We start from the raw sequence: 24,840 nt of genomic DNA on the forward strand, positions 1-24,840 counted from the left end.
CTTCCGGGACGGTGGATCAGGTGCGGTCCGAGCTGGGAATCCAGGGCCTGGCCCCGGAGGAAAATCCCCCGGATTTATCCGTGGGGATCGTTAACTCCCGGTCGTCGATCGCACCGAATGGTACGGGCGCCTGCCCCGACCGGGGGTGCTGGCTCTCCGGAGTTGGCGCGGGTTGGGGTGGCCGAGTGCCCGTCGGGCGGTGGCGGATCGCGTGGCATCGGCTTTCGGTGTTGCGGAGGCCGATCCGTTGCGCAAATCTGGTCCGCCTGGATTCCCGACCGCGGAAAATCCGCTCGCCGGCACTTGGGAATTGCCGGTTTGTCAAGCGTGGGCCAGTCGCCCTGCGGGATTGCCGTGGTGCTGATTCGAGGTCCCTGGGCAGGTGGGGTGGCATTTGTCTGCCCGGAGAGCGGGTCGTCGGCGATTGTCGTGGTTTACCGTGACTAGGGTGCGAAGGCCAATGTATAGATATTTAGTTACGTCTTTCTTCATGTGATTCGCGTCTGGTGTTGGTGAAATCTCGACACGGGCGGGACGTAGTTTTGTTCCCTGTCCCCTTCAGGGAGGTGGGAACATGCCCCGAAAACTGCCACGCGGTCTGGCCGTTGTGGCGATGGCCGCGCTGGTCACCCTCGCTGCCCCGAACGCGGTGCACGCCGGGCCCGCGCCGGGCAACGGCTCGGCCGTGAGTGGCGTGGCCGAGCTCAGCCCCGAGGTCGCCCGTACCGTGACCGGCGCCGGCGCCGAGGCCCGACAGCGGGCCCTGGCGGAGTACTGGACGCCGGCCCGGATGCGGGCGGCCAGGCCCGAGAGTGAGATTCCCGCGGTGCGGGCGGCGCGCGCGGCTCGGCAGCCCGCGCAGGGCGTCACCCGGCCGCAGGGGCCGGCCGGCGCGATCGCCCCCGCCGCGCCGGCGGACGAGCCCAGGGCCGCCGGCCCTGCGGGCGCCTCGCCCACGCTCTACTACCCCAACTATCCGGTCGGGCATCCGGTCGCCCGCACCATCGGGAGGGTGTTCTTCACGCTCAACGGTGGCAACTACACGTGCGTGGCGACCATCGTGAACACCGAGGGGAAGTCCTCGGTGTGGACCGCGGCGCACTGCCTGACCGGCGGCGGGGCGTGGGCCACGAACTGGGCCTTCGTCCCGAACTACAGCAGCGGCTCGGCCCCCTACGGCATCTGGTACGCCACGCAGCTCTGGGCCACCAACGCCTTCTTCAACAACAACAGCGACTTCGCCAACGACGTCGGGTCGGCCGTGCTCGGCCGCGTCAACGGCTGGCGGATCTGCGACTACCTGGGCGGCCAGGGGATCGCCTGGAACTACCCGATCGGCCAGTACGTGTACGCCTTCGGCTACGACGGCGCCGGGAGGCTCGTCGCTGAGAACGGCCCTACGTACGACGGTGGGGGCGGCACCATCTACATGGTCAACTCCATGACCGGTACCTCGTCCGGCGGCCCCTGGTTGATCAATTTCGACGGCAGCTGGGGTCAGATAAACGGGCACAGCGACTTCAAGTACAACACCCTCCCGCAGTACATGTTCTCGCCGTACTACGGCAACCAGGTGGCGAGCCTGTACAACGCCGTACGGAACATCTCCAGCTGACGACCGACACCGGCGGGCGCCGAGCCCGGCTCGGCCGCCCGCCGGTGTCGCGCGGCGCCCGCGCCGGTCGGGGTGGTTGCCGCCGCCACGCCGGCGACGCCGTAGGTGTCGATCCCACGGATATCTGCTGTGGTCTATGTCACGGTAACGTCGTCGCACGTCGGCGCGGTCGCCGACGTGGACGGGAGGATGCCATGCGGGCACTGTCGAGAGCCGTCGCCGCCGTCGCGGTGGCGCTGGCGGTGGTCGTGTCGTCGGGCGCCGCGGCCCACGCCGCCGGCACGCCGTACACGAAGACGCCGGTCTCCGGATCGCTCGGCACGTACAACGTGTCCAGCGTCCACGTCGCCGGGGTCTCCTCCGGCGGCTACATGGCGACCCAGCTCCAGGTCGCCTACTCCGCGCGGATCCGGGGTGCGGCGATCTTCGCCGCCGGGCCGTACTACTGCGCGCAGAACACCGTCAGCCAGGCGCTGTACGCCTGCGGCGACAACATCTACCCGACGTACGTGTCGAACCTGGAGGCATACACCCGCACCTGGGCGTCGTACGGCTGGATCGACGGCGTCGGCAACCTGTCCGGCCAGCCCGTGTACGTTTACCACGGCAACAGCGACACCGTCGTGAAGAAGTCGGTCACCGACGACCTGGTCACCTACTACCAGCGCTTCGGCGCCAGCGTCCGGTACGACAGCGCCGGCTCCGCCGGCCACGCCTGGGTAACGCCGTACGGCACGGCCGGCTGCACCGCGACCGCGTCGCCGTTCCTCAACGACTGCGGCACCGACCCGCAGGGGGCGTTCCTGGGCAAGCTGCTCGGCAGCGTGCGGGCGCCCAACACCGGCCCGCTCGGCGGCACGCTGATCAGGTTCAGCCAGAACGCGTTCGCGGTGAACGGCTTCGCCAACGGCCTGAGCATGGACGCCAGCGGCTTCGCGTACGTGCCGTCGGCCTGCGCCGCCGGGCAGTCGTGCCGGCTGCTGGTCGCGCTGCACGGCTGCGCCCAGGGGTACGCGAGGATCGGCACGGCCTTCGTCGACCGGGCCAACCTCAACCAGTACGCCGACACCAACAACCTGATCGTGCTCTACCCGCAGGCCATCTCGTCCGGTGTGAACCCGAACGGGTGCTGGGACTGGTGGGGCTACCTCGGTGCGACCAACTACCCGATCAAGGGCGGCGCGCAGGTGGAGACGATCATGAACATGGTCCGGCGGCTGGACGGCTGACCCGCCCGGTCCCGGGTCGGGGTGCCGGCGGTTCGGCCGCCGGCGCCCCGACGTGCATGGGGTGAACTGGTAACAGTCTTGACAGATTCTCGTAATATCGACACACTTCGCTAAGAGAGCGCTCTCTGCGTCGATGGCCGGCCCGGCGCCGCCCCACCCCTCGCGCAAGGAGACCCCGATGAACGGAACAAGACCCCTCCGCCGTGCGCTCGCCCTGGCCGCGATCACGCTGGTCACCCTCACCGTCGCCCTGGTCGGGCCCGGGCGGGCCGAGCCGGCCCAGGCGGCGATCGGCGGCATCACCTGGCGGGACGAGTTCAACGCGCCCGCCGGCACGCCCGTGGACCAGGGCAGGTGGCGGTTCGACATCGGCGGCCACGGCTGGGGCAACAACGAGTTGCAGTACTACACCAACAGCACGAGCAACGCCGTGCACGACGGCCAGGGCAACCTGGTCATCACGGCGCGCCGGGAGAACCCGAACAGCTACCAGTGCCACTACGGCCGGTGCGAGTACACCTCGGCGCGGCTGTTGACGGCCGCGACGTTCACCCAGGCGTACGGTCGCTTCGAGGCCCGCATCAAGATCCCCCGCGGGCAGGGCATCTGGCCGGCGTTCTGGATGCTCGGCAACGACATCGGCAGCGTCGGCTGGCCCAACTCGGGTGAGATCGACATCATGGAGAACATCGGCCGCGAGCCGAACACCGTCCACGGCACCATCCACGGCCCGGGCTACTCCGGCGCGGGCGGCATCGGCGGCAGCCGTACGATCGGCGCCCCGCTCGCGGACGGCTTCCACACCTACCGGGTGGACTGGGAGCCGAACTCGATCATCTGGTTCCTCGACGGCGTCGAGTACTTCCGCGTGGATCCGGGCCGGCTCGGCGGCAACCGGTGGGTGTTCGACCACCCGTTCTTCATGATCCTCAACGTGGCCGTCGGCGGCTACTGGCCCGGCTACCCCGACGCCACCACCCAGTTCCCGCAGCAGATGCTGGTCGACTACGTCCGGGTCTCCGGCTACACCTCCGGCGACCCGGGCACCACGACCCGGCTGCGGGGAGCGCACAGTGGCCGCTGCATCGACATCCCCGGCGCGGACCCCGTCGACGGCGCGAAGCTGCAGATCTGGGACTGCAACACCACCGCCGCGCAGGCGTGGACGTTCGCCTCCGACGGCACGATCCGGGCGATGGGCAAGTGCATGGATCCGGCCTGGGCCGGAACCGCCAACGGCACGGAGGTCAACCTCGTCACCTGCAACGGCAACCCGGCGCAGCGCTTCACCCTCAACGCCGCGGGTGACCTGGTGAACCTCAACGCCAACCGGTGCGTCGACGTACGCGACTGGGTTGCCACCAACGGCGGCAAGCTCCAGTTGTGGGACTGCACGGGCGGCGCGAACCAGAAATGGTCCCGCTACTGACCGCTGCCGCGTGTCACCGGGCCAGCCCACCGTGGCAGGGCCGAGGCCGACCGCAGCGAGCGGCCTGCCTCGGCCCTGCCACGGACTCCGGAGCGAGCGACCTACAGCATCGCCACCGGCACCAGCCGCACAGTGTCGACGCCGTCGAGTTTCAGAAGTCCGGGCGGGTTCAGGCCCACCTTGCGGTCCAGGGGGACCTGGAACCGCAGCGACGCCCGCGTCAGCTGGGGGTCCAGCTCCGCGGCCAGTTCACCCTTGCCCTGGCACTGCTTGCGCAGCCGCTCGTACGCGGCGTCGCGGTCCTCGAACGCGACCGACCCGGCCTGTGGCAGTGCCCGCACGGCCTCCTCCACGGCGGCCCGCTGCTCGCCGGTCACCGTCGGCTTCAGCCGGACGACGACCCCGAGCCGCGACGGTAGGGGGTCCATCTCCGGGCTGCTGAGCGCCACGTCCGCGACGCCGTCCACCCCAGCCATCACCAACTCGATCGCCTCGGCGATCGAGGCGTCGGTGACAGTGGCGCGGAACGACTCCGGCATGGACTCCGGCTTCAGCTCCGCCAGCAGGTCCGGATCCTCCTTCAGCGCCTCCTTCTGGTGCTCGTACGCCTGATCGCGGGTTTCGAGTGTCACCCCCTCGACGCTCGGCATCGACCGTTCGCGGTGGAGGAGTTCGGCAGCCCGCTGATCGTCGTCCTGGGCCACGAGCGCTGTGGGGCGATCACCGCCACCATCAACGCCATCCGGAGCGTGCCCGGTGAGCTGACGTTGCCGACCCGGCGGCGGTCCTGCCGGGTGAACCGGCGCGATGTGACAGCGCCGAAGACGGCGACGCGACAGACTGGGTACGGCGCGTGACCAGGAGGCGGGATGCCGGACAGCGAACTCGAGGCCGAACTGCTCGTCGCCGAGTGTCACCTGCAGGCCGCGCAGCGGGCCGGGGACGTGGCGGCGCTCGACCGCCTGCTCGACGACCACCTGATCGCGATCGGCCCCGACGGTGCCCGGTACACCAAGCGGGACGACCTGGACGCCTACCGTAGCGGGACGTCGGTCGTCGACAGCCTCGCCGAGGAGGACCTGGCGCTGGTCGCCGAGGGGACGACCGGGGCGACGTTCCTGCTGGCTGAGGTGAAGGGAACGTTCGGCGGCTCGTCGTTCGCGGCGAGGCTGCGGTACACGCGCACGTGGGTCCACGACGGCGAGCGCGGCTGGCGCGTCCTCGCGGCGCACATCAGCCCGGCCTGACCGGGTTCTGAACGGGGTCTCCGGTCGCTCGGCCGGATGGGCCAGCGACCACTTCGCCGTGGTGGCGGATCTGTCGGTCCGCGACGACGACCTGGGCCGGGCCCGCCTCTGCCGGCGCGTGCCACCACCGCGACTGGTGAGCCGCCGTAGCGGCGGAGAGGGTACCGTCCGACCTGCCTGGTAGCGCATGGACAAACGTCGACGTTACGGATACGGTGCTGCGTCACCTGTTATGGATAATCATCTATCCTTTGGAGGTGGCTGTGTCCACGAGTCATTCCCGCGGACGGGCCTGCGTCGTGGCGCTGGCCGCGGCGTTCGTCCTGGCCGTTCCCGCCACCGCCGTCGCGGCGCCGAGCGGGGCCCCGCCCCGGCGCCCTCCGCCGGTGGCGTCACGGCGGCGGTGACCGCCAAGCTGCTCGACCAGGCGGCGAACGCCGCCGACACGCGGCTGCGGGTCGCCGGGGCGGACGACACCCGTGTCACGATCACCCGGCGGGACGGCCAGCAGTGGGCCTTCGGTACGGCCGTCATCGTCGCCCCGCACGAGGAGGGCATGTACCCGGCCGGCTGGGTGTTCGTCGCCCACCGCGAGCGTGCCGGCTGGCGGGTCGCCTTCGACGGCGAGGCAGCCTTCGCCGGTCTCGCCGAGGCCGCCCCGTCCACCGTGGTGTCGCAGCAGGAGCGGGACGTCTTCACCACGCCCAGCCCCATGTACGCCAACGGCGACTACCGCACCGGCATGCGGCTGCCGTACGGCGTGGGCCAGTCGTGGTACTTCACCGGCGGCCGGCACGGCTGGGCGGGCAGCGACTCGCCGTGGAGCTCCATCGACCTCGCCGGCGGCGACCAGCGGGTGCCCCGGCACGGGCTACGCGATCGCCGGCTCGGTCGCCGACGGCGCCACCGTGACGGTCGCCTGCTCGGCCAACGGCACCACGCACAGCGGACGGTGGGGCACCACCTCGCTGTGGAACAGGCTGACCGACGGCAGTTGGGTCACCGACGCCTACATGTGGACCGGCAGTTCGGGCCCGATCAACGGCTGGTGCTGAGCACCGTCGCACCCGGACCGGCCGGCGCGGGCGGCACCCGCGCCGGCCGATCCGGCCTGCCGGCGAGCCGGCCGGTCAGGGCTGGCCGGGGCTGGGGGATCGGGGCAGGCGGGGGCCCCCGACGAGGGAGTCGCCGGCGACCCCGTTGTCCGACACCGCCGGCGCGGCGGCCACGCCCAGCCCCTGCAGCACCGCCAGCACGATCAGGATCCACTCGTCGGGGTCGAGCCCGCCGAGGACCACCGTGGCGAGGACCTGGAGCACGGCCAGCAGCGCGGCCACGGCCGACTTGGCCCACGGGTACTCCGGGGCGAGCGGCACCAGGTACACGCCCACGGCGTTGACGGCGGCGATCGCGACGGCCACCCACTCCTCGGGGTCGAGGTGGTTGTCGCCGGAGAGTTTGGCGTACAGGGCGGTGAGGACGAAGAACAGGGCCGACGCGATGGCCTTGCCGTACCTCGTGGCGAACGACTTCATGGTCCCTCCCGGTGCGGGGTGTCGGGGTCTGCGGGGTCGCCCGGCGGAGGAGCGCTCGTCCGTCGGGCCTCAGTCCGTCCTGTCGTCGTCGGGATGCTGGGCGGTGGGGTTGCGCGGGGGGTGGGGGCGGCGGTCCTCATCGGCGACCGCGAGCCGGATCCGCTGCACCGTCGCGTGCGGTGCCATGATGGCGGCGCGCCACCGTTCGAGTGTCCGGGTCAGCTCCCAGACCGTGGCGCGCAGGCGTTGGATCTCGCGCTGTGACGCCGCCATCTGCTCCCTGACCTCCAGGGCCTCGGCCTCCAGTTCGGCCACCCGGGACCGCAGCGGCTGCACCAGCGTCAGCGCCACCTCGGTCAGCGCGCCGGCGGCGTCCGCTCGCAGCTTGCGCCGTTGCAGGAGGACGGTGGCGAGCACGCTCAGGCCGCCGGCGCCGCCGAGCAGCCCGAGCGCGGAGATCAGGATCTGCGCCCACTGCGGAGAGCCGGGCGCCTGCTCGGTGGTCATGGTCGTGGTTCGGGCCCGCTCGTCCGGAGGCGACGCGTCGGGCCGGCGGCGGCCCGCCCGCGGTCACGGCTCCGCTTCCTGATCCCCATGGCGCTCTCCCCTCTGTCGCCATGCGGTGCGGGCGTCGACCGGCAGCGGTCCTGCCGTGACCGCTGCCCGTCACGGCAGCTGCCCGGCAAGGCTGCGGGGCCGGCCCGCATGGTTCAAACATATACCCAGGTCAAAGCCGCTGTGGCCGGCTGAAGGGGCGGGTGTGGGCGGTGAGCTGCCGAATCCGTTGTCGAGTTTGCGACAGGACGGCGAGGGGCCTGCGAGGGAGGCCCACGCCTCCGGCGCCCCGCGCCGGTACGCCCCGGCCGGGTGCTCCGCCGTCCGGGCCCGCCGGTCGGCCGTCGGAACGGCGGAGGCCGGTACGGAGGGTCGCCAAGCCGACACGGTTCGGGGATTCCGGTGGCCGGGCCGTCGGGGATAGTTGCCAGGTGGCAACACTCAACGGAGGCGACGACCCGTACCGCTGGCTGGAGGACATCGACGGCGCCGACGCCGCCGGCTGGGTGCGCGAGCGCAACGCCGAGACCGTCGTCGCGCTGAGCGGCGGCGAGGCGTTCGCCGGCCTGCGGGCCGAGATCCGGCGGGTGCTCGACGCCGACGACCGCATTCCTGTTCCGGGCTGGTACGGGGACGGCCACTACTACGACTTCTGGACCGACGCGGCCCACCCGCGCGGGCTGTGGCGGCGGACGACGCTCGACCAGTACCGCCGCCGCGAGCCGGAGTGGGACGTGCTGCTCGACGTCGACGCGCTGGCCGCCGAGGAGGGCGAGAACTGGGTCTGGCAGGCGGTGACCGTGCTGCGCCCCGGCCACGGGCGCTGCCTGATCAGCCTGTCCCGCGGCGGCGCCGACGCCGCGGTGGTGCGCGAGTTCGACCTGGCCCGTCGCGCCTTCGTCCGGGACGGTTTCACGCTGCCCGAGGCGAAGAGCCACGTCCGCTGGATCGACGCCGACCACGTCTACGTCGGCACCGACTTCGGCCCCGGCTCGCTGACCTCCTCCGGGTATCCCCGCGTCGTCAAGCGGTGGCGGCGGGGCACGCCGCTGTCCGAGGCCGAGACCGTCTACGAGGGGCAGCCGGACGACGTCGAGGTGTACGCCTGGCACGACCCGACGCCCGGGTTCCGGCGCGACTTCGTCGGCCGCCGCCTGGACTTCTTCCGCACCGAGGAGCACCTGCTGACCGAGGCGGGCGAGCGGATCCGGATCGCGGTGCCCGAGGACGCCCGGTGGGACGTACGCCGGGAGTGGCTGCTGGTCCGCCTGCGCTCGCCGTGGGCGGTCGGCGGGGTGACCCATCCCGCGGGCGCTCTGCTGGCGGCCCGGTTCGACGCGTTCCTCGCCGGCGCGCGGGAGTTGACGGTGCTGTTCCGCCCGGACGACCGCACGGCGCTGAGCTACCACGCCTGGACCCGCCATCACCTGATCCTGGCCACCCTCGCCGACGTGCGCAGCCGGCTGGAGGTGCTGACGCCGGGCGAGACCGGTTGGCGCCGGGAGCCGCTGGCGGGGACGCCGGAGTTCGACCACAGCCGGATCCTGGACACCGACCCGGACCACGGCGACGCGTACCTGCTCGCCTCGGACGGGTTCCTCCAGCCGGGCACGCTACGGCTCGGCCAGGTCGGCGGCCCGGTCGAGACCCTCAAGCGGGAGCCCGCGTTCTTCGACGCGGACGGCCTGGCCGTACGCCAGTTCTTCGCCACCTCCGCCGACGGCACGCGGGTGCCGTACTTCGTGGTGGGGGATCCCGCGGCGGGCGGCGGGCCGACGCTGCTGACCGGGTACGGCGGGTTCGAGCACTGCCTGCTCCCGCACTACGACGGGGTCATCGGTCGGGGGTGGCTCGCCCGGGGCGGCACGTACGCCGTGGCGAACATCCGTGGCGGCGGCGAGTACGGCCCGAGGTGGCACCGCGCCGCTCTGCGGGAGAACCGACCCCGGGCGTACGAGGACTTCGCGGCGGTCGCGGCCGACCTGGTGACCCGGGGGATCACCACGCCGGAGCGGCTGGGCATCATGGGCGGCAGCAACGGCGGGCTGCTGACGGCGGTGATGCTGACCCGCTGTCCGGAGCTGTTCGGGGCGGTCGTCGCCCGGGTGCCGCTGACGGACATGCGTCGGTTCCATCGGCTGCTGGCCGGCGCCTCGTGGATGGCCGAGTACGGCGACCCCGACCGCGAGGCCGACTGGGCCTACCTGCGGGAGTACTCGCCGTACCACAACGTCCGCGGCGGGCGGCCGTACCCGCCGGCCCTGATCGTCACCTCGACCCGCGACGACCGCGTACACCCGGGGCACGCGCGCAAGCTGGCGGCCCGGCTGCGCGAGCACGGCCACGACGTGTCGTACTACGAGAACGTCGAAGGCGGGCACGGTGGCGCCTCCAACAACGAGCAGCGTGCCTTCGTCTCGGCGCTGATGCTGGAGTTCCTGTGGCGCACGCTGACCGGACGGGCCGACCCGGCCCTGCCCCGCCCGCGTCCCGCGGCCGACGCGGGGCGGGCGATCCGCCCCAGCCCCCGTCGCTGATCGGGGCACGAGACACCACGAGACGCGCGCTGACGGGTCAGGGTCGCCGCCCCACGGCGCTCTGCCCGGCCGCACGCCGCTCGGGTGGCCCGCCGGGCTGGGTGCCGTGATCCGGTTAGCCGCGGGGAGGGCGGGTAACCCCGGCAGGAGGGGACGAAGCGGTCGTCGGGGCAGGCCAGGTGGAAGGGAGTGCGTCGTGGCAGTCGAGGTGTCCGTCATCGAGACGTCCTCGCTGGGGGACCGCAGCTACCTCGCCTCGGACGGGCGCGTGGCGGTGGTCGTCGATCCTCAGCGTGACATCGACCGGGTCCTCCGCCTGGCCGGGGACAGGGGGGTCCGGGTCACGCACGTGGTGGAGACGCACCTGCACAACGACTACGTCTCCGGTGGGCTCGAACTGGCCCGGGTCAGCGGCGCGGCGTACCTGGTGGCGGCGGCCGACGAGGTCGGCTTCGACCGGACGCCGGTGGCCGACGGCGACGAGGTGCCCGTCGGGGACACGCTGCGGCTGCGGGCGGTCGCCACGGCGGGACACACCTTCCACCACCTGTCGTACGTCCTCGACGAGGCCGGCGACGACGGCTGGTCCCCGCTGGGCGTGTTCACCGGCGGGTCGCTGCTGTTCGGCAGCACCGGCCGCACCGACCTGCTCGGGCGGCGGCACACCCGCGAGCTGGCGCGGCGGCAGCACGCCTCGGCGCGGCGGCTGGCCGACCTGCTGCCCGACGGCACGCAGGTGTGGCCCACCCACGGGTTCGGCAGCTTCTGCGCGGCCGGCCAGGCGGACGTGGCGAAGTCGACGATCGGTCGGGAGCGGGAGGCCAACCCGGTGCTCCGGCTCGCCGCCGACGAGTTCGTCACGCGGACGCTGGCCGGCCTGGACGCGTACCCGGCGTACTACGCGCACGTGGGCGTGGTGAACGCCGCCGGAGCCGCGCCGGTCGACCTCACCCCCGTCACCCGGGCCGACGCCGGCCAGTTGCGCGAGCGGATCGCCGCGGGGGAGTGGGTGGTCGACCTGCGGCACCGCAAGGCGTACGCGGCCGCGCACCTGGCCGGCACGGTCAGCCTCGGCCTGGACGGGCCGATGTCGACGTGGCTCGGCTGGCTGATCGACTGGGGGACCCCGGTCACCCTGCTCGCCGAGACGCCGGACCAGGTGGCCGACGCCCAGCGCGAACTGGTCCGCATCGGAATCGACCGGCCCGCCGCCCAGGCCACCGGCGGCGCCGACGAGTGGGCCGCGGACCCCGCGCAGCGGCGCGAACTGCGGCTGGCCGACTTCCCGGCGCTGGCCGCGGCCCGTGCCGGGGCCGCCCCGGCCGGGCTACCCGCCGCCGACGTGGTGCTCGACGTGCGGCTGCCCAACGAGTGGAAGGCCGGCCACGTCGACGGCGCCGTGCACGTTCCGCTGCCGGACCTGCCGGCGCGGCTCGCCGAGGTGCCGCCCGGCGTGGTGTGGGTGCACTGCAGCTCCGGCTACCGGGCCACGGCCGCCGCGTCGCTGCTGGCCAACGCCGGCCGTGAGGTGGTCGTCATCGACGACCGGTTGGGCCGGGCCGCCGCGGCGGGCGTCGCCATGGTCGGGACCGACTGAGGCCCGGCCGATCCCGGTCGCCGCCCCCGATCCCTTTCGGACGGCCCTCCGGGCGGTCCCGCGCCGACCCGATCGGCGGAGCGCGCCCGGATGCCAAGACCGGCGCGGCCGGCCGCGTGGACGGGCTTCCCTTGTCGATCAGTCGGTTTCTGGCAGTCCACTATCCACACAGGGACGGCCCTCCTACGGTGATCTCCGGCACGCCGGCGGGTGAACGTTGCCGGGAGCCGACCCGGTGACGCGATGCGGGCGTTTACAGGGGGTTGTCTCGATGCACATTCGGAGCCGCGCCGTCGCGGGTCTGGTCGCCGGGGCGGTGGTGTTGCTGGGCCAACCGGCGGCTGCGGGCAGGCCCGCCGACGATGCCGCGAGAACAGGCGGCGCCGCCACCCGTACGGTCACGGTCGCTGCCCGGGCCGTCCCGGGGCACACCGGGCTGGTTCCCGGCACGCCGCGCAACGACGTACCGAGGATCACCGACGGCGAGATCACGGACATCGAGGTGATCGGGAACCGGGTCTTCGTCGCCGGCTCGTTCACGTCGATCGCCAACGTCGGCGAGACGCCGCTCGCGCAGCCGTCGCTGGCGTCGTACGACATCGACACGGGCAGGGTCGACAGCACCTTCCGGCCGACGTTCGACGGATCCGTCGAGGCCGTCGAAGCCTCGCCGGACGGCTCGGCGCTCTACGTCGCCGGCTCGTTCAACACCGTCGGTGGCCTGACGAAGCGCAAGGTCGCCCGGCTCGACCCGGTCACCGGTGCTCCGGTCGCGGGGTTCACGGCGCAGGGCAACGGGCGCGGGACCGCGCTGGCCGTCAGTAACACCGCGGTGTACGTGGGCGGCCAGTTCACGAAGATCAACAGTGTGAACCGTCCCGCCCTGGCCGCGCTCAACCCGGCCACGGGGGCGGTGGACAGCGGCTTCAACCTGCCGCTGTCCGGCGGCATCGGTGTCGGCGGCATGCTCACCGTGCAGCAGTTGAAGTTGACGCACGACGACAGCAAGCTGCTGGTCGTGCACACCGGCCGGCAGATCGCCGGCCAGGACCGCTACGGCGTCGGCCTCGTCGACACCGCTGCCAAGACCCTCCTGCCGTGGCGCACGCGCCTGTGGGAGGACAACCTCTCCTTCGTCGGCGGGATCCAGCGGGTCTTCGCCGGTGACATCGCGCCCGACGACTCCTACTTCGTCGTCACCAGCGGCTCGGGCGGCGACCGTCCGCCGATCAACGACACCGCGATGGCGTTCCCGGTGGCCGGCGACGACCACGTCGAGCCGATCTGGGTGTCCCGGCACTTCGACAGCGTCTACTCCGTCGCCATCACCGAGACGGCCGTGTACGTCGGCGGCCACTTCAGCTGGCAGGAGTCGCCGACCTCGAACGTCCCCTGGCCCGGTCTGGACAACGTCGGGTACGGCACGGGTCAGGGCCTGAGCGGCTACGCCCTCGGGGACCAGGTGGTCCGCCGTGACCACATCGGCGCGCTCGACCCGGCGACGGGCACGGCGCTGGAGTGGAACCCGGGCTCCAGCTCGTACGAGGGGGAGAAGGCCATGCTGGCCACCCCGCGGGGTCTCCTCGTCGGCGGTGACGGCAACACCAAGGGCGGCCTGCCGGTGGGGCGGGTCGGGTTCTTCGACCTCTCCCGGGCGCCGGCGCCCTCGCCGGTCGACACGACGATCGTCACGCCCATCGAGGGCGCGGTCAGGCAGGCCAACGAGCCGTTCACGCTCGACGGCCAGGCGACCTCCCCGGCCGGCGTCACCAAGGTCGGCATCGAGATCCAGGACCGGAACTCCCGCAAGTGGCTGCAGGACGACCTCACCACGTGGGGCGCCGCCAACAGCATCAACGCCACGGTCGCCACGGTGAACGCGCCCTCGACCGCCTGGTCCCTGACGCTGTCGATGCCCGTCGGCGAGTACCAGGTCCAGGCGAAGACGTTCGGTGGCAGCGGCGAGGCCGACGCCACGAAGGCCATCAAGAAGATCGAGACCTTCAGCTTCGACGACCTGCCGCCGGCGACGAGGATCACCTCCCCGGCCACGGGTCTGGTCGCCGCCACCACCTTCGTCGCCACCGGCACCGCCAGCGACGACAAGGGCGTCAGCGCGATGACGTACGCGTTCCGCCGCTCCGACAACCAGTACCTGCAGGACGACGGGACGGTCGCCCCGGTCTACAACACGCTCCGCGGCGAGCCGGACGCCATCGGCGCGCTCTCGACCACCTGGCAGCTCGAGGTGACCCTGCCGACCGAGGGCGAGTGGAAGATGACCGCCACCGCCATCGACATCGCCGGTCAGAGCGACCTGCGCGGCGACTCCCGGGACTGGATCGTCTCGACGACCGGTGTCGCGCCCACGGTGGCCATCAGCACGCCCGTGCCGATGACCCCGCCCACCCCCGCCGCGCCGGTCACCGTCGCGCCGGGCAGCCCGATCACCTTCTCCGGCACCGCAGGCGACGACGACACCCTGAAGTCGGTGGAGATCTACCTGCGCAACAACACCACCCGCGAGGCGCTGGCCGCCGACGGCACGTGGAGCGTGGACTCGATCCCGGCCTACCACCGGATCTCGCCGACGAACCTCGACGCCGCGACGTACAACTGGTCCTACACCACCGCGCCGCTCACGCCCGGCGTGTACGACTTCCGGGTGCGGGCCACCGACAACCTGGGCCTGAGCACGACGACCGCCAACCTGGGCCGGCTCACCGTCACCGCCCAGGTGCCCGGCGACACCTTCCCGAACGGCCTGTTGAGCTTCGCGGGCGTCGACCAGAACGTCGAGGCGCTGCACCTCGACCTGGCCGGCACCGCGACCGACGACAAGGGCGTGCAGAGCGTGCGGGTGGCGCTGCGCGACCTGGACACCGGCCGGTACGTGCAGCCGAACGGCACCATGGCGGCCAGCTTCGCCACGGTGGACGCCACGCTCGCCTCGCCGGGCGCGACGAGCACGACGTTCACCCTGCCGATCGACCTGCCGACCAAGGGCGAGTACAGCGTCGAGGCGTGGGCGGTCGACACCGCCGGTCAGCAGGACGGCTCGACCTCCGGCGCCACCGCCCGGTACCTCGTGTACCCGGGTGACCTCGACCCGCGGCTGGAGCCGAGCCTCCTCGTACCGACCGAGGGCGCCGTCTACACCGAGTCGAGGATCGTGGTCAGCGGGCGCGCCGTGGACGACGTCGGCATGTCCAAGGTGGAGGTCCAGATCGTCAACGGCGCGGGCCAGGGGATGAACGCCTCCGGCGCGTTCGTCGCGGGCACCGCGCCGTGGATCTCGACCTTCCTCACCAGCCCGGGCTCCCCGGGGTCGAACTTCGCCTACACGTCACCGGTGGTCCCGGCGGGGGCCTACACCGTCGTGATCAGGGCGGTCGACAACTACGGGCAGCTGCAACAGCCGCCGAAGACGGTCTCCGTGACCGTCAGCTGAGCCAGTTCACCAGGCGGCCACCGTCCGGTCCGAAACATCTTCGGACCGGACGGTGGCCGGTTCAGTCAGCGCGGATCAGGACACGTTGAGCGCGGTGTCGTCGACGACGAACGAGGTCTGCAGCGAGGAGTCCTCCACGCCGTACCAGCGCAGCCGGATCGTCTGCCCCGCGTACGAGGACAGGCTGAACGACTTCTGGCTGTAGCCCGTAGCCTTGTTCAGGTTCGAGTAGGTGGCCAGGGTGCCCAGCACGGTGCCGGACGTGTTGAGCACCTGCACCCGCAGCGTGTCGTACGCGGTGGTCGTGGTGCTCTCGGCGCTGTCGATGTGCAGCCAGAAGCTGAACGTGTAGGTGCTGCAGCCCGCCGGCAGCGTCACGTTCTGGTACACGTAGTCGGTGTGGCTGGTGCCGTACCCGTTCAGCCAGGCGTTCCAGGTGCCGCTACGCGGCGGCTGGCCGCTGGCGCCGTGCTGACCGATCACCCCGGAGGTCTGCGTCCAGCCGGTGGTGCCGGACTCGAAGCCCGGGTTGGTGATCTTCTGGCCGGGGCTGGCGCACGAGCCGCCGGAGCCGACCGCCAGGGTGTACGTCGCGGTGCGGGTCACCGAGCCGGTACCGGTGACGGTGACGGTGTAGGTCCCCGCCGGGGTGGACGCGGACGTGGTGATCCGCAGGCTCGACGAGCTGCCGGAGGTCACCGACGACGGGGTGAACGATGCGCTCGCGCCGCTGGGCAGGCCGCTGGCCGAGAGGTTCACCGTCTGCGGGCTGCCGGAGGTGGTCGTGGTGTTCACCGTCGTGGTGACCGAGCCGCCCGGCGTGGTCGAGCCGGAGGCCGGGGAGACCGAGACGGAGAAGTCGTTCGTCGCCGTGCCGTTGACGACGTACAGCAGCCTGTTCGGCGAGCCGGTGCCCGGGCTGGTCACCACGTTGGCCGTGGAGTTGTTGACCAGGTAGTCGCGCACCTGCTGCGGGGTGTAGGAGGCGTTCTGGGCCAGCACCAGCGCGGCGGCACCGGCCACGTGCGGGGTCGCCATCGACGTGCCGCTGATGGTGTTGGTGGCGGTGTCGCTGGTGTACCAGGCCGAGGTGATGTTCGTGCCCGGCCCGAAGATGTCCAGGCAGGAGCCGTAGTTCGAGTACGACGCGCGGGCGTCGTTGTTCTGGGTGGCACCGACCGTGATCGCGGCGGCGACCCGGGCCGGCGAGGAGTTGCAGGCGTTGGTGTTCTCGTTGCCGGCGGCGACGGCGTAGGTGATGCCGTCGTTGATCGAGTTGACCGTCGCGTTGTCGATCGCGGTGTCCGCCCCGCCGCCGAGGCTCATGTTCGCCACGGCCGGCTGCCCGGCGGTGTGGTTGCCGGTGACCCAGTCGATGCCGCCGACGACCTGGGCGGTGGTGCCGCTGCCGGAGCAGTTCAGCACCCGGACGCCGACCAGCTGCACGCCCTTGGCCACGCCGTACGACGAGCCGCCGACCGTGCCGGCGACGTGCGTGCCGTGCCCGTGGCAGTCGTCGGCGCTGCCGCCGTCGACGGCGTCGTACCCGGTCACCGCACGCCCGCCGAAGTCGCTGTGGGCGAACCGGATGCCGGTGTCGATGATGTACGCCTTCACGCCGCTGCCCGTCACCGGGTAGGTGTACGAGTTGTTCAGCGGCAGGTTGCGCTGGTCGATCCGGTCCAGGCCCCACGACGAGGTCGGGCTCTGGGTGCCCTTGACGGTGTAGATGCCGTTCTGCTGCACGTACGCCACAGCCGGGTTCGCGGCCAGGCGCTCGGCGGCGGCGCGGGGCAGCGCCACCTCGAAGCCGCGCAGCGCGTGCTGGTACGTGCGCCCCACCGAGCCGCCGTAGCGGGCGGTGAGGTCGGCGGCGGTGTCCGCGACGCCCCGGCCGCGCAGGGTCGCGGTGTCGTTCAGCACGACGATGTAGCTGTCGGCGACGACGTCGGCGGAACCGGCCGGCCGGATGGTGCCGGTGGCGGGCGCGGCCTGGGCAGGGGTGGTGCCCATGACGGCGACGGTGGCCGCCGCCGAGACGATGGCGAGCGCGGCGAGCCTGCCGCGCCGGCCCGTGCTGTTCGGGTGACTCATCCTCATCCTTCCTCGGATCGACGCTGGGCCCGCGTGGGCGCTGACCACCGCATCGGTGACGTGGGTCGATCGGGGTGAGGATATGGCCATGTCGATCAAAGGAAAATAGGTAGATCGATCTATGTAAGGAGGTCCTTGATCACCCCATCGGCCAGGAAGATCCTGTTCGTGCTCGTCTGTCGCGCCGCCCGCGCCGCCCTGACGGGGGTGTCGTCAGGAGCCGGCCCGCCGGGTGAGCTGCCGCAGCACGGTCGGGTCGGTGATCGTGTCGTCGGCCGCGAGCATGATCGCCTTGGACAGGATCGTGGACAGCATCGGATCGTCCTCGAACGGCAGGTGCAGCCGCTGGGTCCGGTCGCGGGCCGCGACGATGCACAGGTACGCGTCGTCCGGCTCCATCATGATGTTTCCCGAGCCGAGGTGGATCCGGTACCCGCGGAGGTTGCCCCGCACGTGCAGGTGGCGCTCCGACAGGCTGACCCGGTCGGCGATCCGCAGCCGGGGCAGCAGCCGGGCCAGCGCGTCGCGGCGCACCTGCGCCGACGGGGTCAGCGCGGCGCCGACGCTGCTACGCCAGTACCGGCCGAACCGGTCGTCGCCGCGGTCGGCCCACTGCGGGTCGGTGGCGATCGAGGTGACCCCCACGAACAGATCCACGTCGCGCATGGCCTCGGTGAAGACCAGCGGTGGCACCTCGGCGACCGGCGCCGGCTGCCACGTCGCGCCGTCGCGTCGGGCGAACCGCACCTGGTCCGTGAAGCAGTACAACGCCTCGTGGCCGGGATCGTCCCCCGTGTGCGCGAGCTGGTGGTGGAAGGACACCCGCCACGCGCCGCCGCCGAACACCCTGGTGGCCTCGCTGTCGCGCCCGCCGTCCCACGGGCCGAGGTAGTCGGCCTGCCAGCCCCGGGCGCGCATCAGCGCGTTCGCCTGCCGGTAGCGCAGGATGTGCGCGGCGAACCGGTTGGAGTAGGCGGCCGTCGCCTCCTCGGCGGGCGTGCGCAGGTAGACCTCCCGGAACGCCTGCCTGAACGGCTGCGTCACACCCTCGGCGAGCAGCTGCGTTCGCCACGCCAGCACCTCGTCCACGGCCGCGCGGACGGGATGCCACAGCCGGACCCGCTCCCCGCGCAGCACGCCACCGTCGCGGCCCACCAGCGCCCAGCCGTCGGCGTCGCACCGGGGCAGGCCGACCGACCACCGCTGCCCGTCGTCGCCGGTCTCCCACAGCAGCCGCCGCCCGTGCGCGCCGGTGACAGGGTGGTCCAGGTACCGGGACACCCAGTCCGGGTACGCCCACGTGCGCTCCTCGGACAGCAGCCCCTCCACCCGCTGACGCTCGGCCGCCAGCGTCGCGCCGACCCGTTTGCCGAGGTCGCGCAGCTGCCGCAGTTCGCCGCCGTGCGCCTGCTTCACCCCGGCGGGTACGCCCCGCAGCGGCGCGCCGTCGCGCGCGAAGGTCAGCCGGGCCTTCTCGCCGGCCACCTCGACCGTCGCCTCGTACGCGCCCAGCCGCACGCGCAGCCGGCCGTCGACGTCCAGACCGTGGTCGTCGACCGCCAGCTCCAGCACCTCGCCGGGCGACCACCCGCGGGCCGCCCCGATGGTGCTCAGCGCGGCCTCGATCTTGCGGCTCAGCGCCCTGTTCCGCACCGTCGCCGCCAGCCGCGCCAGGGTCCGCACCGGCGCCTCGCCGCCCCGCTTCGCCAGCAGGCCGGTCGCCGCGACGGCCGTGCGCGGGGCGTTGGGGTGACCTGCCGCACCCCGCGGTGCCGCCGCCGCGACGGCCGTGACCCGTGCCAGCAGGTCCGTCGCCGAATCGTCGCCGTCCCGGGACAGCGCCCACACCAGCCCGCGCAGGAGAAGATCGGAGTCGTCGTGCACCCAGCCGTCGTGTGCCACGAACGCCACGCAGATCGCGCGGACGGCCTCCCCGCCCCCTGCCGCCGCGAGATGCTCGTCGAACCGGCGCAGCCACCGCGCCGGCGCCGCCGGCCGGTCGAGCGACGCGCAGTGCCCCAACAGGCCCGCCACCCCGGGGGCGGCGAGGACGCCGCCCAGATCGGCGCGGACCCGCGGGCCGAACCCGTCGCCGTCGTGCAGCAGCCAGGACGGCACGCGGCTCCCGGTGGCCCGGTCGAGGGCCGTCGCGACCAGCCCCAGGGCCCGCCGCCGTGCGCCCGCCGCCAGGAAGTCGTCGTTGGCGAGTTCCCTGAGCAGGGCGGCCAGTGCCGGCGCCAGGTCGACCAACTCCGCCGCCGGCAGGCGTTTGGCGATCACCGCCGGAAGTTCCAGGTGAACCCAGTCCGTCCACTCGCCGCCGTGCCCGGCAGACTCGAGGCACCAGAGCAGGTCGGCCCGCCGCCACGGGACGTCCCCCTCGGCGAGCTCCCGCACCGCGTCGCCCAGCGCCTGACCGCCGCCGCGGGTGGCCTCCAGGTGCAGGGCCAGGGCGGCGCGGCGGCGCTCCCCGGCCGGCCAGGACCGGACCGGCGCCCACTCCGGCACGTTCGTCACCGAGTGAACCCAGTGGTATTCGTCCGCCCTGCGCAGCACCGCCCGGATCCGGGCGTCGGCCTCGTCGAGCCCGGCCTCCACCTGCCGGCGGTCGGCGTCGCCGAGCGCCGGGAGCAGATCCGCCCAGCCGCCCACGTCAGCCGCCCACCAGCGGCACGAGCCGCACGAACGCCAGCTCGGGATCGGACCGCAGGTCGATCTCCTCGTCCAGGTCCTCGACCTGGTGGTCGCCCACCAGCAGGACGAAGCCGTTGCGGGCGAAGGCGGCGCAGGCGGCGTCGGCCTGGCGCTCCCAGTCGAGCCGCCTGCCGCGGGCAGTTCGGTAGCCGTTCAACGTCGCCTCGGCATCGGTCGGCTGCACCAGTCCCCGGAAGTGCTCTGCCTGGCTCGCGTTGAACCGCGCGACCTCCTCGCGTACCCGCAACCGGACCAGCTCCCGGGCGGACATGCGCTCCGGCATGCCGGCCAGCGGCCACCTGTCGATGGCTCGTCCCGTCGCCGTCTCGTCCCGAATCATCACCGTTGCCATGCCGTCCGGTCCCGCTCCTCGCCGTGTGGTGAGCAGCATGATGGCAGGCCCCTCCGACAGACTCCGGGCGCGGACGCAGGGGCCGGCAGGCCGGTCAGTCCGCCATGCGGTGCTCGAGCACCTGGACGAGGATCCGGCTCTGCACGCCCTCGGGGTCCGGACTGGACTGCCCCGCCATGGTCACCAGCGCCTTCCACAACGCCCATCCGCGGGCCCGGCGCCACGCGTCGTCGGGCAGGCCCACGGCTTCGCGGAAGAGCTTCCGCTCGTCGCCTTCGAAGTACGTCCAGGCCATGACGAGGTCGCACGCGGGGTCGCCGACGCCGCAGGTGCCGAAGTCGATGACCGCGGACAGTCTTCCGCCGGTCGTGAGCAGGTTGCCGACGGCGACGTCGCCGTGGAACCACGCGGGCGCCGACGGCCAGGCCGAGGTGAGCGCCTGCGCCCAGACCGCCCGGCAGGCCGCGACATCGACGACGTTCCGGAGCCGGTCGAGGGACTGCTCGACGTCGTCGCTGTAGACGCTGGGGTGGCAGCCGCGGAAGAAGGAATGACGGCCGCAGGCTGGCCCCGCCTCGGTGGGAGCCTGTCGGAGCGCGGTCAGGAAGGCGCCGAGATCCCGTGCCAACGCGGCCCGGTCGACGTCCGTGGCCGCCTCGACGGTCTCCCCGGGCAGCCAGCGCCGAATGGACCAGGGGAACGGGTAGCCGGCGGCCGGGCGGCCGGTCGCGACCGGCTCCGGGACCGGCAGCGGCACGTGACCGGCCAGTACGCGCAGACACCGGTCCTCCTTGTCGACGCCGGGTACGTACCCTTCGGCGCTCGGCAGGCGTACGGTCAACTCGTCGCCGAGCCGGAACGTCCGGTTGTCCCAGCCCTGCCGGGCCACCGGCGCTACGGGCAGGTGGCTCCACTGCGGGAACTGCTCGGAGACCAGGGAGTGCACGAGGTCGGGGGTTATCTCGATCACCGCCCGAGTCTGCCTGCCCCGTGGGCGCCTATCGACCGATATTCGGCCGGCGTCGGAGAAGGCAGTCTGCCACTCCGGACGCTGACGGTCGGCGCCGATCAGTCCGAGGTGAAGTTCCGCCCGTTCCCAGGAGAACGGCTGGTGCTCCCTCCTGCGCGGTAGGCGCCTCACCGGCGCGTTGATCATGATCGTGGACGGGTTCGTCGGCATCGGCGTGGGCTGGCAGTGGTATCACGCGGTCCTCGGGATCGTCGTGATCGGGCTGCACCTGGCGATGATCCAGTCGTACGCGAAGGCGACGAGACGACGTGTCGCGGCCTGATCGGGCGCGGGTCGGCGCGTACGGGGCGGCGGCGTGCGCCGCGGCCTACGGATCGATGAAGCTCGCCCAGGCGCTGGGGGCCAATGCGTTGGCCGACAGGGATCCGCTGCCCCCGGAGCTGCGCGAACGGCTGCTTGCGCGTGATCCGCTGTTCGTGGCGAGCCACTGGGTGCTGGCCGCCGCCGCGGTGGTCGGGGTCGTCGTCGCGCTGGCCACCGTCCGCCCCTGGGGTACGGCCGTCCCGCGCCGGCTGCTGGTCGCGGTCGCCTGGACGCTGGGGGTCCTCATGATCGCCCGGTCGCTCGGGGTGCTCGGGTTCGGCTTCGTCGGCGATGCCCTGCTGCTGACCGGGGTTCGCCCGCCGCCGGGCGAGCACGCCGCGCTGGCTCGCACCCTGGCGCACTGGGATCTGCTGCTCTGGTCGCCGTTCTTCCTGCTCTGGGGCGCCTGCTGGACGGTGGCCGGATGGCGGCTGGGCAGGCGAGGGGTATCGACGCCAGGCGACCTACGGCCAGGCCCATGAGGCTAGCGGAAGCCGTCTGCAGTGCGGCGTCATGACGAGGCTGTCCCCTCCGCGGCAATGGTTTCGAGTTGGGTCCGGATGTCCTCGGCCTGCGGCATGCCGAGCTGACCATAGAGCGCCAGCGCCGCACCGTAGTGATGCCGGGCCTGGTCGGCGTCACCGAGACGGTGCCAGGCGCGGCCGAGGCCGGCGTGCGCTCGGGCCTGCTGGTCGGCCGCGCCGATCTCGGCGGCGATGTCCAGGGCGGCGCCGTGGTGGGCCAGCGAGTCGTACGCCTCGGCTGCCTCGCCGAGGCCGTTGAGCGCGTACGTCTCGCCGTCCCGGGCACCGGCTCGGCGGAAGACCTCCAGCGCCTGCCGATGATGATCGATGGCCGGCCCCGGTCGGCCGAGGCGCGTTTCGAGAACGCCCAGGCTGGTCAGCGTCCAGGCCTCGCCGTCACGGTCGCCGCGCTCCTGGTAGAAGCTGCGGGCCTGTTCGATGTGTTCGCGGGCGGCGTCGTAGCGTTCGAGCTGCAGCTCCACGTCGCCGAGGTTGCCCAGCATGGACGCCTCGCCCGTGCGGTCCCCGGTCCGCCGGCACAGGTCCCGGGCTTGCGCATATCGTTCGGCGGCGTTCAGGTGGTCACCGAGTCGTGCCTCGGCGAAGCCGAGGTTGCCCAGGGCGCGGGCTTCGCCGGTGAGATCACCGGCCTGCCGGTAGCCGGCCAGCGCGGCGTCGTGGCGGCGGGCCGCCTGCCGGTAGCGGCCCAGGCGCGCCTCGATGACCCCCAGGTTGGTCAGGACGCGCGCCTGCCCGGTGTCGTCGTCGAGCTGCCGATACAGCTTCAGGGCCTGTTCCAGGTGGTCGGTGGCCTGCTCGAACCGTCCGGTCTGCACGCACGCGGCGCCGAGGTTGGTCAGGGCGGTCGCCTGCCCGGCCACGTCTGCCAGGTCGCGGGCGGCGTCGCGGGCGCGGCCGTGCACGATGAGGGCTTCGGAGTAGTACCCGCCGTTGAGGTAGCGGAACAGCGTCGCCGACAACCGCATGGCATGGTGGGGCCAGCCCTGGGCCGTGGTGTGGACGGCGACCGCGACGAGGGTGTCCCGTTCGGCGTCCAGCCAGGCCCGGGCAGTCCCGGCGTCGGGCAGGCCCGGCACCGGGGTGGTCGGCGCGCTGATCCGGGGGCGGCGGTGCGCTTCGGCCGGGTGCAGGACGTCCATCGCGGCAGCGGCTGTACCCAGGTAGTAGTCGAACAGCCGGGTCAGGGCGGTGCGGCGTACCGGCGGCGGGTCCTCGTCCCCGGCCTGGTTCAGGGCATATGCCCGAAGGACGTCGTGCAACGCGTACCTTCCCGGAGCGGCCGACTGAACCACGTGGTCGCGGTGCAGCTCGTTCAGGTGCGCCCGCGCCGTGGGCAGGCTGACGTCGGCGAGCGCTGCGGCGGCGTACCAGTCGAGGTCTTGCCCGGGATGCAGCGCGATGAGTCGCAGCGTTCGGCGGTGGCTGCTGGGCAGGCGGCGGTAGGACAGGTCGAGCGCGAGCTCGACGCCGGTGTCCAGGCGGCGGTTCCGATGGCGCTCGGCGAGCCGGTCGGCGTGGTCGGTGAGCGTCCACCCGGGCCTGCTGCGGATGTGGGCGGCGACCAGGCCGAGAGCGAGGGGCAGGTGGCCGCACAGCCGGGCGATTCGGGCCGTGGCCTGCGGGTCCGTGCCGGCCGGGGTGCCGGGGACGGCGTCGGCGAGGTACGCGACGGCCTCGTCCGGGGTGAAGACGTCCAGGCGCAGCCGAACCCCGGGCGGCAGCGGCGCCAGGCGCCGCCGGCTGGTGATCAGGGTGACGCAGTCGGGAACCTCGGCGAGCAGTGGACGGACCTGATCGGCGTCCGCGGCGTCGTCGAGGACGACCAGCGCCCGCGTTCCGGCGACCCGCCGGCGGTACGCGGCTGCGCGATCCGGCAGAGCGTGCGGGATCTGGTGCGCGGGTACGCCGAGCAGACGCAGGAAGCCGTCGAGGACAGCGCCCGGGTCGACCGGAGGCTGGGCCGGATCCGGGTGGAATCCCCGCAGGTTGACGAACAGGACGTGGTCGAACGGCCGCTCCGCGGCGAGCAGCCGCGCGGCGCGGACGGCCAGGCGGGTCTTGCCGATCCCCGCCATTCCCTCGATAACGCCGACCATCCCGGTGGAGATGCGGCGGCGGAGTGCGGCGCGTAGCCGATCGAGTTCGCCGGTACGGCCGGTGAAGTCCGCGAGATCGTGCGGGAGTTGGTCGTGGACGCGTACCTGGGACGCGGCGGTGGCTTCGCCGCCGATGATCCGCAGCGCCTGCCGCCACTGGCTCACGTAGCCGACGTCGGGATGCAGCGCCTCGACGATGGCGACGACCAGATCCGTGTTGAGCCGGCGACGGCCGGGCCGGAAACAGTCCACCACGGTGGTCTTACGGGTCAACTCGACGGCGGGCCGGCCCGTCCTGGCCCACGCCGCGTTGATCCGGTCCTTGATGACCTCGTAGGACGGATTCCCAGCCCAGACCTTCAGCAGCCGCAGCTGCTCCACGATGTCGTCGAGGGTGGCGGCCTGCCCGGGATCGGGCGGCTGGTGAAAGACGGCCGATTTCGGCGGAGCAGGCACGGTCCCCAGGCTATCGACCGGACCGTCCCCGGCGGCATTCGGATTCGGTCGGTTTGCGGCGCCCTGGTCGCCGCG

At 72.6% G+C, this 24,840-nt stretch carries 19 protein-coding genes; 10 read left to right on the forward strand and 9 right to left on the reverse strand.

All coding sequences use genetic code 11. From position 1 onward, the window contains the following. Nucleotides 1–574: 574 nt before the first annotated feature. From ACGFIZ_RS29510 to ACGFIZ_RS29520, 3 genes are all read left to right on the forward strand, one after another. On the forward strand, nt 575–1,615 hold the full coding sequence (locus tag ACGFIZ_RS29510; RefSeq protein ID WP_393425013.1) for a trypsin-like serine peptidase: 1,041 nt from the start codon (nt 575–577) through the stop codon (nt 1,613–1,615). Between the two features lie 194 nt (nt 1,616–1,809). Beyond that, a complete protein-coding gene (locus ACGFIZ_RS29515; protein WP_393425016.1) occupies nt 1,810–2,844 on the forward strand; it encodes a poly(3-hydroxybutyrate) depolymerase in 1,035 nt (344 codons plus the stop codon). Nucleotides 2,845–3,022: 178 nt separating this feature from the next. Next, entirely contained in the window at nt 3,023–4,273 is a 1,251-nt protein-coding gene (locus tag ACGFIZ_RS29520; protein WP_393425019.1) for a family 16 glycosylhydrolase, read from the forward strand. 101 nt (nt 4,274–4,374) lie between these two features. On the opposite strand, the gene ACGFIZ_RS29525 is transcribed toward ACGFIZ_RS29520, so the two are convergent. Then, on the reverse strand, nt 4,375–4,905 hold the full coding sequence (locus tag ACGFIZ_RS29525) for a permease-like cell division protein FtsX (protein WP_393425022.1): 531 nt from the start codon (nt 4,903–4,905) through the stop codon (nt 4,375–4,377). A gap of 30 nt (nt 4,906–4,935) precedes the next feature. On the opposite strand from ACGFIZ_RS29525, the gene ACGFIZ_RS29530 reads away from it, so the two are divergent. Continuing rightward, on the forward strand, nt 4,936–5,130 hold the full coding sequence (locus ACGFIZ_RS29530) for a hypothetical protein (RefSeq protein WP_393425025.1): 195 nt from the start codon (nt 4,936–4,938) through the stop codon (nt 5,128–5,130). A gap of 12 nt (nt 5,131–5,142) precedes the next feature. Continuing rightward, the gene (locus ACGFIZ_RS29535; RefSeq protein WP_393425028.1) at nt 5,143–5,520 is read left to right on the forward strand and encodes a nuclear transport factor 2 family protein; all 378 of its coding nucleotides are present in this window, start codon (nt 5,143–5,145) and stop codon (nt 5,518–5,520) included. A gap of 871 nt (nt 5,521–6,391) precedes the next feature. On the opposite strand, the gene ACGFIZ_RS29540 is transcribed toward ACGFIZ_RS29535, so the two are convergent. The 3 genes from ACGFIZ_RS29540 to ACGFIZ_RS29550 all read right to left on the reverse strand — a co-directional run bounded on the left by ACGFIZ_RS29540 (nt 6,392) and on the right by ACGFIZ_RS29550 (nt 7,562). Further along, on the reverse strand, nt 6,392–6,523 hold the full coding sequence (locus ACGFIZ_RS29540; RefSeq protein WP_393425031.1) for a hypothetical protein: 132 nt from the start codon (nt 6,521–6,523) through the stop codon (nt 6,392–6,394). Between the two features lie 127 nt (nt 6,524–6,650). Next, the gene (locus ACGFIZ_RS29545) at nt 6,651–7,055 is read right to left on the reverse strand and encodes a hypothetical protein (protein ID WP_393425034.1); all 405 of its coding nucleotides are present in this window, start codon (nt 7,053–7,055) and stop codon (nt 6,651–6,653) included. Nucleotides 7,056–7,124: 69 nt separating this feature from the next. Continuing rightward, nucleotides 7,125–7,562, reverse strand: coding sequence for a hypothetical protein (locus ACGFIZ_RS29550; RefSeq protein WP_393425037.1), 438 nt, complete (start codon nt 7,560–7,562; stop codon nt 7,125–7,127). A gap of 479 nt (nt 7,563–8,041) precedes the next feature. On the opposite strand from ACGFIZ_RS29550, the gene ACGFIZ_RS29555 reads away from it, so the two are divergent. The 3 genes from ACGFIZ_RS29555 to ACGFIZ_RS29565 all read left to right on the forward strand — a co-directional run bounded on the left by ACGFIZ_RS29555 (nt 8,042) and on the right by ACGFIZ_RS29565 (nt 15,195). Then, nucleotides 8,042–10,147, forward strand: a complete 2,106-nt coding sequence (locus tag ACGFIZ_RS29555; protein WP_393425040.1) for a prolyl oligopeptidase family protein — start codon at nt 8,042–8,044, stop codon at nt 10,145–10,147. Nucleotides 10,148–10,343: 196 nt separating this feature from the next. Then, nucleotides 10,344–11,744 (forward strand): rhodanese-like domain-containing protein, encoded by a 1,401-nt coding sequence (locus ACGFIZ_RS29560; RefSeq protein ID WP_393425043.1) that lies wholly within the window; start codon nt 10,344–10,346, stop codon nt 11,742–11,744. A gap of 271 nt (nt 11,745–12,015) precedes the next feature. Then, nucleotides 12,016–15,195 carry a hypothetical protein gene (locus tag ACGFIZ_RS29565; RefSeq protein ID WP_393425046.1) on the forward strand — a complete coding sequence of 1,060 codons (3,180 nt, stop codon included), beginning with the start codon at nt 12,016–12,018 and terminating at the stop codon, nt 15,193–15,195. A gap of 75 nt (nt 15,196–15,270) precedes the next feature. On the opposite strand, the gene ACGFIZ_RS29570 is transcribed toward ACGFIZ_RS29565, so the two are convergent. The 4 genes from ACGFIZ_RS29570 to ACGFIZ_RS29585 form a co-directional block, all read right to left on the reverse strand. Then, nucleotides 15,271–17,289 carry a S8 family serine peptidase gene (locus tag ACGFIZ_RS29570; protein ID WP_393425049.1) on the reverse strand — a complete coding sequence of 673 codons (2,019 nt, stop codon included), beginning with the start codon at nt 17,287–17,289 and terminating at the stop codon, nt 15,271–15,273. 213 nt (nt 17,290–17,502) lie between these two features. Then, nucleotides 17,503–19,941, reverse strand: coding sequence for a DUF4132 domain-containing protein (locus tag ACGFIZ_RS29575; protein WP_393425052.1), 2,439 nt, complete (start codon nt 19,939–19,941; stop codon nt 17,503–17,505). Between the two features lies 1 nt (nt 19,942). Further along, on the reverse strand, nt 19,943–20,335 hold the full coding sequence (locus ACGFIZ_RS29580) for a hypothetical protein (protein ID WP_393425055.1): 393 nt from the start codon (nt 20,333–20,335) through the stop codon (nt 19,943–19,945). Between the two features lie 94 nt (nt 20,336–20,429). Further along, entirely contained in the window at nt 20,430–21,305 is an 876-nt protein-coding gene (locus tag ACGFIZ_RS29585; protein ID WP_393425058.1) for an aminoglycoside phosphotransferase family protein, read from the reverse strand. 190 nt (nt 21,306–21,495) lie between these two features. Here ACGFIZ_RS29585 and ACGFIZ_RS29590 point away from each other — a divergent pair, with 190 nt between their 5' ends. Next, nucleotides 21,496–21,627 carry a hypothetical protein gene (locus ACGFIZ_RS29590; protein WP_393425060.1) on the forward strand — a complete coding sequence of 44 codons (132 nt, stop codon included), beginning with the start codon at nt 21,496–21,498 and terminating at the stop codon, nt 21,625–21,627. Then, complete coding sequence (locus tag ACGFIZ_RS29595) at nt 21,614–22,150, forward strand: DUF3995 domain-containing protein (RefSeq protein WP_393425063.1); 537 nt, start codon at nt 21,614–21,616, stop codon at nt 22,148–22,150. Before ACGFIZ_RS29590 ends, ACGFIZ_RS29595 begins: the two co-directional genes overlap by 14 nt. A gap of 29 nt (nt 22,151–22,179) precedes the next feature. Here ACGFIZ_RS29595 and ACGFIZ_RS29600 read toward each other — a convergent pair whose 3' ends face one another. Then, a complete protein-coding gene (locus ACGFIZ_RS29600; RefSeq protein ID WP_393425066.1) occupies nt 22,180–24,765 on the reverse strand; it encodes a tetratricopeptide repeat protein in 2,586 nt (861 codons plus the stop codon). Between the last annotated feature and the right edge of the window lie 75 nt (nt 24,766–24,840).

This window comes from Micromonospora sp. NPDC048830, assembly GCF_043198215.1.
GTDB lineage: Bacteria > Actinomycetota > Actinomycetes > Mycobacteriales > Micromonosporaceae > Micromonospora.

Bases quoted from the DNA above. Each gene is read 5' to 3' on its own strand.
- ACGFIZ_RS29545 (WP_393425034.1), bottom strand. From the start codon at position 7,055: ATGAAGTCGTTCGCCACGAGGTACGGCAAGGCCATCGCGTCGGCCCTG.
- ACGFIZ_RS29510 (WP_393425013.1), top strand. From the start codon at position 575: ATGCCCCGAAAACTGCCACGCGGTCTGGCCGTTGTGGCGATGGCCGCG.
- ACGFIZ_RS29570 (WP_393425049.1), bottom strand. From the start codon at position 17,289: ATGAGTCACCCGAACAGCACGGGCCGGCGCGGCAGGCTCGCCGCGCTC.
- ACGFIZ_RS29515 (WP_393425016.1), top strand. From the start codon at position 1,810: ATGCGGGCACTGTCGAGAGCCGTCGCCGCCGTCGCGGTGGCGCTGGCG.
- ACGFIZ_RS29520 (WP_393425019.1), top strand. From the start codon at position 3,023: ATGAACGGAACAAGACCCCTCCGCCGTGCGCTCGCCCTGGCCGCGATC.
- ACGFIZ_RS29550 (WP_393425037.1), bottom strand. From the start codon at position 7,562: ATGACCACCGAGCAGGCGCCCGGCTCTCCGCAGTGGGCGCAGATCCTG.
- ACGFIZ_RS29565 (WP_393425046.1), top strand. From the start codon at position 12,016: ATGCACATTCGGAGCCGCGCCGTCGCGGGTCTGGTCGCCGGGGCGGTG.
- ACGFIZ_RS29535 (WP_393425028.1), top strand. From the start codon at position 5,143: ATGCCGGACAGCGAACTCGAGGCCGAACTGCTCGTCGCCGAGTGTCAC.
- ACGFIZ_RS29580 (WP_393425055.1), bottom strand. From the start codon at position 20,335: ATGGCAACGGTGATGATTCGGGACGAGACGGCGACGGGACGAGCCATC.